The sequence below is a fragment of the Tabrizicola sp. genome, from assembly GCF_034366665.1.
Lineage (GTDB): Bacteria > Pseudomonadota > Alphaproteobacteria > Rhodobacterales > Rhodobacteraceae > Tabrizicola.
The window spans coordinates 1-6,588 of record NZ_JAXMMF010000111.1 but is presented as its reverse complement, the minus strand read 5'-3'; the positions used below and the strand labels follow the sequence as shown (position 1 = coordinate 6,588).

Sequence of the window (6,588 nt, the reverse complement as noted above, 5' to 3'; positions counted from 1 at the left end):
ACCTCAAGGCCGCGTCGGCGCGGCGCCAGGGAACCGGGGGCTTCCTGCTTCAGGCCCGGGACCGGGCAGATGGCAACCCGCAATCCCGCATCGGCTTTACCGCGTCGAAGAAGATCGGCAACGCCGTCCTGCGCAACCGCGCCAAGCGCCGCCTGCGGGCCCTCGCGCGCGAGGTGCTGGCCCCTCGGGCGCTGCCGGGCTGGGACTATGTGCTTGTCGCGCGCCCCGAAGCCACCGTCCTGCGCCCCTATGCCGACCTCTGCGCCGATCTGGAGCAGGCCTTGCTGTCGGTGCATCGAGGCCGGACATGACGCCGCTTGCACATCTGGCCGCGCTGCCGGTCCGCGCCTACCGCCTGCTCTTGTCGCCCTGGGTGGGGCATGGCTGCCGCTTCCAGCCCACCTGCTCGGCCTATGCGCTTGAGGCGCTGGAACGGCATGGCGGTCTGAAGGGCAGCTATCTGACCGTGCACCGGATCTGCCGTTGCCACCCCTGGGGCGGGCAGGGCTATGACCCCGTGCCCGGGGCTGATCCCGACCACGACGCGGGCCGCTAGGTCACTCCATCGTGGCGATGATCGCGCGCAGGGTTTCGATCCCTTCGCCCTTTTCAGAGCTGGTCACCACAAGCTCGGGATAGGCCGCCGGATGCTTTCCCAGCGCGCCCTTGACCTGTTCGATCACCGCTTCACGCTCGACCCGGTTGATCTTGTCGACCTTGGTCAGCACCGCCTGGAAGGTCACGGCCGACCGATCCAGAAGCGTCAGGATCTCTTCGTCCACCGCCTTGACCCCATGCCGCGCGTCGATCAGCACGAATGCACGGCGCAGGGTCACCCGGCCGGACAGATACTGCTTCAACAGCGCCTGCCATTTGGCCACCACGGCCACCGGTGCCTCGGCATAGCCATAGCCCGGCAGGTCGACGAGATAGCGATCCTCGCCCAAGGCGAAATAGTTGATCTCTTGCGTCCGGCCCGGAGTATTGGACGCCCGCGCCAGGGTCTTGCGGCCGGTCAAAGCGTTGATCAGGCTGGACTTGCCCACGTTGGACCGCCCGGCAAAGCAGACCTCCAGCCGGTCGGCAGGGGGCAGGCCGGACATCGCCACCACGCCCTTCACGAAGGTGACGGGACCTGCGAACAGCAACCGCCCGGCCTCGCGCGCCTCGTCCTCGGGCTCGGGCGTCAGAGTGAAGGTCATTGCCATCAGCGCACCTCGTCGTCCACGGCGATCCTGCCGCTTGAAATAACCCGCGCGAAAACGCCGAAATCGGTGTGGCCGTAGTGGGCCTCCAAAGCGCCCATCGTATCGACGTCCTGTTCCCCCGTCTTGGGGTTCGCCCCCGTTGCGCGGCACCGGCCGATGGGTTCCTCGACCCGCAGCCGTGCCGTGCCGACGCTGATCTCTTGCCCGATCAGGTCCAGTTCGGCCCAGGGTGCCCAGCCCTTGACCCAGATGTTGCCGCGAAAGCGATGGGGCGACAGGGGCTGTCCCAGACGCGCCGAAAGGTCATCCAGTGAGGCGACCGAGTTGATCGAGACGAGGGGCTGATCCTGATCGGTCAGCGCCTGTCCGGGCACCCGGACAACGCGGGCCGGCTCGGGGCGGTTCTCGGGCCAAAGCGGGCGCAGCCAGTCGACCAGGCGCGCGGCATCTGCCGGATCATCGGGGCGAAACGTGGTCATTGGGCGCTTGGGATGGCTCAGCGTGACCTGACCGTTGTCCGGGTCCGACTGGCACGAGATCGCCATCAGCTCGGCCGCGCCCCAGCCGCGCAGGAACTGCAGCTTCGGCGCCCAGGTCACCGGTTCGGTCAGGCGCGCTGCGGCATGGGCCACGGCCCAGACCCGGTCAAACGGAAAGGCCGCACCTTCGGTCAGCAGCGCTTCGGCAACCAGCTCGTAGCCGGCGGACTTGATCGGATGACGCACCAGTTGGGTGATGCGTCCCCCGGCCAGACCGGTCACTTCTTGCCCTTCTTCGGGGCTGAGGTGCGAGGAGTGGGGGCCGGAGGAGTGGGCTCCTTGGGGCTTGTCTTGGCAGCCACCCGCGCCGCCTTGGCCTCGCGGATGTTGCCGAAGATGTCCGGTCGCTTTCCGTGGCTCCACATGATCAGATACTGCTGCATGAAGGTGATCGTGTTGTTCGTGATCCAGTACACCACCAGACCGCTGGCGAAGCCGCCCAGCATGAACATGAAGACCCAGGGCATCCAGGCGAAGATCGAGGCTTGCACCGGATCGGTCGGTGCCGGGTTCAGCTTCTGCTGCAGCCACATGGTGATCCCCAGAAGGATCGGCAGGATGCCGATGAAGATCAGGTGCAGGACCGACCCTTGCACCGGGGCATCCCAGGGCAAGAGGCCGAAGAAGTTGTACAGCGACGACGGATCGGGCGCCGACAGGTCGCGAAGCCAGCCGAAGAACGGCGCGTGGCGCAGTTCGATCGTGACGAAGATCACCTTGTAAAGCGCGAAGAAGATTGGGATCTGGATCAGGATCGGCAGGCAGCCTGCGGCGGGGTTGACCTTCTTGTCCTTGTAAAGCTGCATCATCTCGCGCTGCAGCTTCTGGCGGTCATCGCCCGCGCGTTCCTTGAGCGCCTCCATCTCGGGCTGAAGCTCTTTCATCCGCGCCATCGAGACGTAGGACTTGTAGGCCAGCGGCAGGACAAGGAACTTGAGGAAGAAGGTCAGCGCGATGATCGCAAGGCCCATGTTGCCGATATGGACGTTCAGCCAGTGCAGGACTGCGAAGATCGGCTTCGTAAGGAAGTAGAACCACCCCCAGTCGATGGAATCAAGGAAGCCGGGGATGCCGCCCTCGTTCTCGTAGGCGCGGATCGTGGCCCATTCCTTGGCGCCAGCAAAGAGGCGCAGAGTCGAGGTCGTCTCGGCCCCGGCTGCCAGGCTGATCGCTGCCGGGCGGATGTCGGCCAGGTATTCGTTGCGGTTGGGGTCGAAACGCAGGACCTGGCGGTAGGGCTGCCCCTGTTCGGGGATAAGCGTCGTCATCCAGTAATGGTCGGTGAAGCCGACCCAGCCGTCAGTGGTGGCCTCGGTCACCTGGGCGGGCATTCCTTCGGTCGGCACGACCTCGAACTCGGTCAGGTCGGCATAGTCGGTCTCGGTCAGTTCGCCGTCGGCGCGCTGGATCGCACCTTCATGCACCACGAAGATGTTCTGCAGCTTGGGCAGCCCCTGGCGCGCGATCAGGCCGTAGGGCTGCAGCGTCACATCGGCGGCCGAGCCGTTGACCACGCGGTCGGTGACGGTGAACAAGTAGTCCGCATCGACCGCGATCTCGCGGGTGAAAGTCAGGCCCTTGGCGTTGGTCCAGACAAGCGTCACCGGCTGGTCGAGGGACAGGGTCGTGCCGCCAGCGACCTGCCATTCGGTCATCGGTCCGGGCACATCGGCGGGGTCAAGCCCTGTGCCGGGGGTCCAGCCGAAAAGCGCGAAATAGGGCAGGTCCTCGCCCGCGGGCGACAGCAGGCGGACGACTTCGGCGCCGGGGTCCAGCGTTTCGCGGTAGCCTTTGAGCGAGAGGTCGTCGATCCGCGCGCCGAGAAGCGAAATGGAGCCCTTCAGCTTGGGCGTGTCGATGGTCAGGCGCGGTGCTTCCGGGACCGGTGCGACCTCATCCTGGGCCTGGGCAGCAGCGGTGTCCGTCGTTGCCGGGGAGGTCGTTCCGACCGCAGGTTCGGTCGTCGACTGCTCGGTCGCAACGGTTGGGGCGGGCGGTTCGGGTGGCGGGAAGAAGATGAACCAGACAAGCATCACTGCCGCGCTGAGAACCATCGCGAGGATGAGGTTCTTGTTGTTCTGCTCTTCCATTCCGCCAACCACCGTGCTGATCGATCAGCGGTGCTTCAACGACAGGGGCAGGCAAAGGTCAAGCGGTTTCGCCCGTTCCCGGCTGGCGGTCCGATCAATTCGCGGCGCGGTGTGCCGGAGGTTGCGGCCCGACCATCGGCGCCGGGATGGTTGCGGCAGACGGGCGCACCCGCGGTCTAGCGCGCCTGCACGCCGATGCGGATCGCCTCGCACTGGCGGTCGCGGTGGGCCGTCAGCCAGCGGACCAGATCACCCACCGGCATCGGCTTTGCAATGACGTAGCCCTGCACATGCCCGCAGCCAAGTTGCGCAAGCAGGGTATGTTCGGCCGGGGTTTCGACCCCCTCGGCCAAAGTCTCAAGCCCCAGGCGTTCGGCCAGTGACAGGATCGCCGTCACCAGTTGCTGCTGGTCGCGGTTCTGGTCCACCCGATGCACGAAGCTGCGATCGATCTTCAGGCGGTTCAGCGCAAACCGGCGGATCGCGGTGATCGAGGCATTGCCGGTGCCGAAGTCGTCCAGGTCGACGCTGCAGCCCATTGCCGCGATTCGGCTGATGTTCGAGGCGATAACGTCGTCACCGTCCCCGGCAACCACCGATTCCAGGACTTCCACGGTCAGCCGCGACGCGCCCAGCCCGAAGCGGTCCAGTGTCCAGCGCAGGCGGTCTGGCAACTGCGGATCACGCAACTCTTGCGCCGAGAAGTTGACCGCCACGGTGGGAACCCGCAGGCCCCGACGGTCGAACTCGGCCAGGGCGGCAAGCGATTGCACCAGCATTGTCTGGCCCAGCAGTTCCATCAGCTCGGACCCTTCGATGGCGGGAAGGAAGCTGCCGGGGGCAAGGAGGCCACGTTCGGGATGCTGCCAGCGGACCAGGGCCTCGATCCCCGAAACCTCGCCGCTGTCGGTCGAAAGCTGCGGCTGGAACCACGCCTGGATTTCGCCCCGGTCAACGGCTTGCGAGAACCCTGCGCGCAAGGCATCCCGGTCGGCGCGTGCCCGGGCAAGATCATCCGAATAGCCCCGGATCGCGCCCGGACGGTGGCGCGCGGCTTCGTCGGCCGCAACCTGAGCCGCGTCCAGAAGCGTGCGACCGCCGGGCTGGCGCAACTGCTGCGACTGGCAGAACCCGATGGAACAGGTCACTTGCGCAGGCCCCTCGGCCAGTGCCATCGGCTGCTGGACCACAAGATGAAGCCGGGCGGCGATGCGCACCATGATCTCGGCATCCAGGCGCGGTGTTGCGGCAAGTGCCACGGCCAGACTGCCATCCTCCATCGGGTAGAGCATGTCGCCGGGTCGCAGCGCCCCCCGCAGCCTGGCGATGGAGGCGGCCAGAACCTCGCACTGGCGGGTCCTGCCCAGCCGGTCGGCCAGGTGCGCGGCATCGTCGAACTGGATCACCAGACACCCCGTCGCACCGCCCTTCGTGCGGATTTCGCCCAGCACCCCGTCCAGCCGGTCGATGACCTGGTCCGAGACCGCAAGCGGGACCGCTCGACGCAGATGGTGCCGGTAGGCAAGCACCCCAAGCGGCAGGGCCGCAGCCAGAGCGATCATCGCCACCTCGCCCCCCGCCCAATAGGCGCCAAGCGCCAGGACGGGCAGCAGTGCGGCAATCTGCCAAGGCAGGTCGGACCCGCGTGGAAACCCAATCGTCATGGCAGCCATCCCCTACTGTAGGCGGGCGCAAGACCCGCGGCTTGGGGTCAGGCTAGCTGGATGTTCATGATCGGTTCCTTAACGCACACCCGGAAGTTGCGTAGAATTTTCGGCATCCACCCCTGCAGCGGCAAGGCCGGCAAAGTCAAACAGCATCGGGTCCGCCAGATGCGACGGCCGCACGTTCATCAGCGACCGGAACATGATCTGCCGACGACCCGGAGTCCGCGCCTCCCACTCGTCCAGAAGCTTCTTGACCTGGGCGCGCTGCAATCCCTCCTGACTGCCGCAAAGGTCGCAGGGGATGATCGGATAGCCCATGCCTTGCGCGAACTTCTCGCAATCGGCTTCGGCCACGAAGGCCAGGGGCCGGGCGACGAAAAGATCGCCGTCCTCGTTCAAGAGGCGCGGCGGCATGCTGGCAAGTCGGCCGCCGTGGAACAGGTTCATGAAGAAGGTCTCAAGGATATCGTCGCGGTGGTGGCCGAGAACGACGGTCGAGCAGCCTTCCTCGCGCGCGATGCGGTAAAGGTTGCCGCGCCGCAGACGGGAGCAGAGGCTGCACATCGTCCCGCCGGGCTTGATCTTGTCGATCACGACGGAATAGGTGTCCTGGTATTCGATCCGGTGCGCGACTCCCATCTTCGACAGGAACTCTGGCAGCACCGTCGCAGGGAAGTTCGGCTGGCCCTGGTCCAGGTTGCAGGCGAGGAGGTCCACCGGCAACAGCCCCCGCCACTTGAGTTCATGCAGGATCGCCAGCAGCGTGTAGCTGTCCTTGCCGCCCGAGAGGCAGATCAGCCAGCGGTCGCCTGCGCGGGCCATGCCGTAGGTGTCGATCGCTTCGCGCACCTGTTGCACCAGGCGCTTGCGCAGTTTGCGGAACTCCAGCCCCTTGGGGGCGCCGTGGAACAGCGGGTGGATGTCGTCGGTGTCGTCAAGCATGGGGGCCTCGCCGGGATGCATTCTTATGCCAGAGGTCGGGCAAGAGGCAAAGGGCTGGCGGTCAAGGTGCCGCTCATCGCTTCCTTCGGTCGCTCTTCGCAAGGCCGCAAGCGGAGAGCGACCGAAGGAAGCGATGAGCGGC

General features: G+C 66.2%; 7 protein-coding genes. 2 read left to right on the top strand and 5 right to left on the bottom strand.

The features are described from left to right. Together rnpA and yidD are read left to right on the top strand one after the other, a co-directional pair. On the top strand, positions 1 to 311 hold a 311-nt coding region (gene rnpA, locus U1E69_RS15695), incomplete at its 5' end, for a ribonuclease P protein component (RefSeq protein WP_322245318.1). Next, positions 308 to 556 (top strand): membrane protein insertion efficiency factor YidD, encoded by a 249-nt coding sequence (gene yidD, locus U1E69_RS15690; RefSeq protein WP_322245317.1) that lies wholly within the window; start codon positions 308 to 310, stop codon positions 554 to 556. The genes rnpA and yidD, both read left to right, overlap by 4 nt. Position 557: 1 nt before the next feature. Here the strand turns inward: yidD and yihA are convergent, their stop codons facing one another. The 5 genes from yihA to ttcA form a co-directional block, all read right to left on the bottom strand. Continuing rightward, on the bottom strand, positions 558 to 1,208 hold the full coding sequence (gene yihA, locus U1E69_RS15685) for a ribosome biogenesis GTP-binding protein YihA/YsxC (RefSeq protein WP_305542787.1): 651 nt from the start codon (positions 1,206 to 1,208) through the stop codon (positions 558 to 560). Further along, positions 1,208 to 1,969, bottom strand: coding sequence for an MOSC domain-containing protein (locus U1E69_RS15680; RefSeq protein WP_322245316.1), 762 nt, complete (start codon positions 1,967 to 1,969; stop codon positions 1,208 to 1,210). Before U1E69_RS15680 ends, yihA begins: the two co-directional genes overlap by 1 nt. Beyond that, entirely contained in the window at positions 1,966 to 3,837 is a 1,872-nt protein-coding gene (yidC, locus tag U1E69_RS15675) for a membrane protein insertase YidC (protein ID WP_322245314.1), read from the bottom strand. The genes U1E69_RS15680 and yidC overlap by 4 nt, the downstream gene beginning before the upstream one ends. A gap of 176 nt (positions 3,838 to 4,013) precedes the next feature. Beyond that, positions 4,014 to 5,501, bottom strand: coding sequence for a bifunctional diguanylate cyclase/phosphodiesterase (locus U1E69_RS15670; protein ID WP_322245313.1), 1,488 nt, complete (start codon positions 5,499 to 5,501; stop codon positions 4,014 to 4,016). Between the two features lie 78 nt (positions 5,502 to 5,579). After that, positions 5,580 to 6,446: a tRNA 2-thiocytidine(32) synthetase TtcA gene (gene ttcA, locus U1E69_RS15665; protein WP_322245312.1), complete on the bottom strand. Its 867-nt coding sequence runs from the start codon at positions 6,444 to 6,446 to the stop codon at positions 5,580 to 5,582. Positions 6,447 to 6,588: the final 142 nt, after the last annotated feature.

Bases quoted from the DNA above. Each gene is read 5' to 3' on its own strand.
- yihA (WP_305542787.1), bottom strand. From the start codon at position 1,208: ATGGCAATGACCTTCACTCTGACGCCCGAGCCCGAGGACGAGGCGCGC.
- yidD (WP_322245317.1), top strand. From the start codon at position 308: ATGACGCCGCTTGCACATCTGGCCGCGCTGCCGGTCCGCGCCTACCGC.
- U1E69_RS15670 (WP_322245313.1), bottom strand. From the start codon at position 5,501: ATGACGATTGGGTTTCCACGCGGGTCCGACCTGCCTTGGCAGATTGCC.
- ttcA (WP_322245312.1), bottom strand. From the start codon at position 6,446: ATGCTTGACGACACCGACGACATCCACCCGCTGTTCCACGGCGCCCCC.
- yidC (WP_322245314.1), bottom strand. From the start codon at position 3,837: ATGGAAGAGCAGAACAACAAGAACCTCATCCTCGCGATGGTTCTCAGC.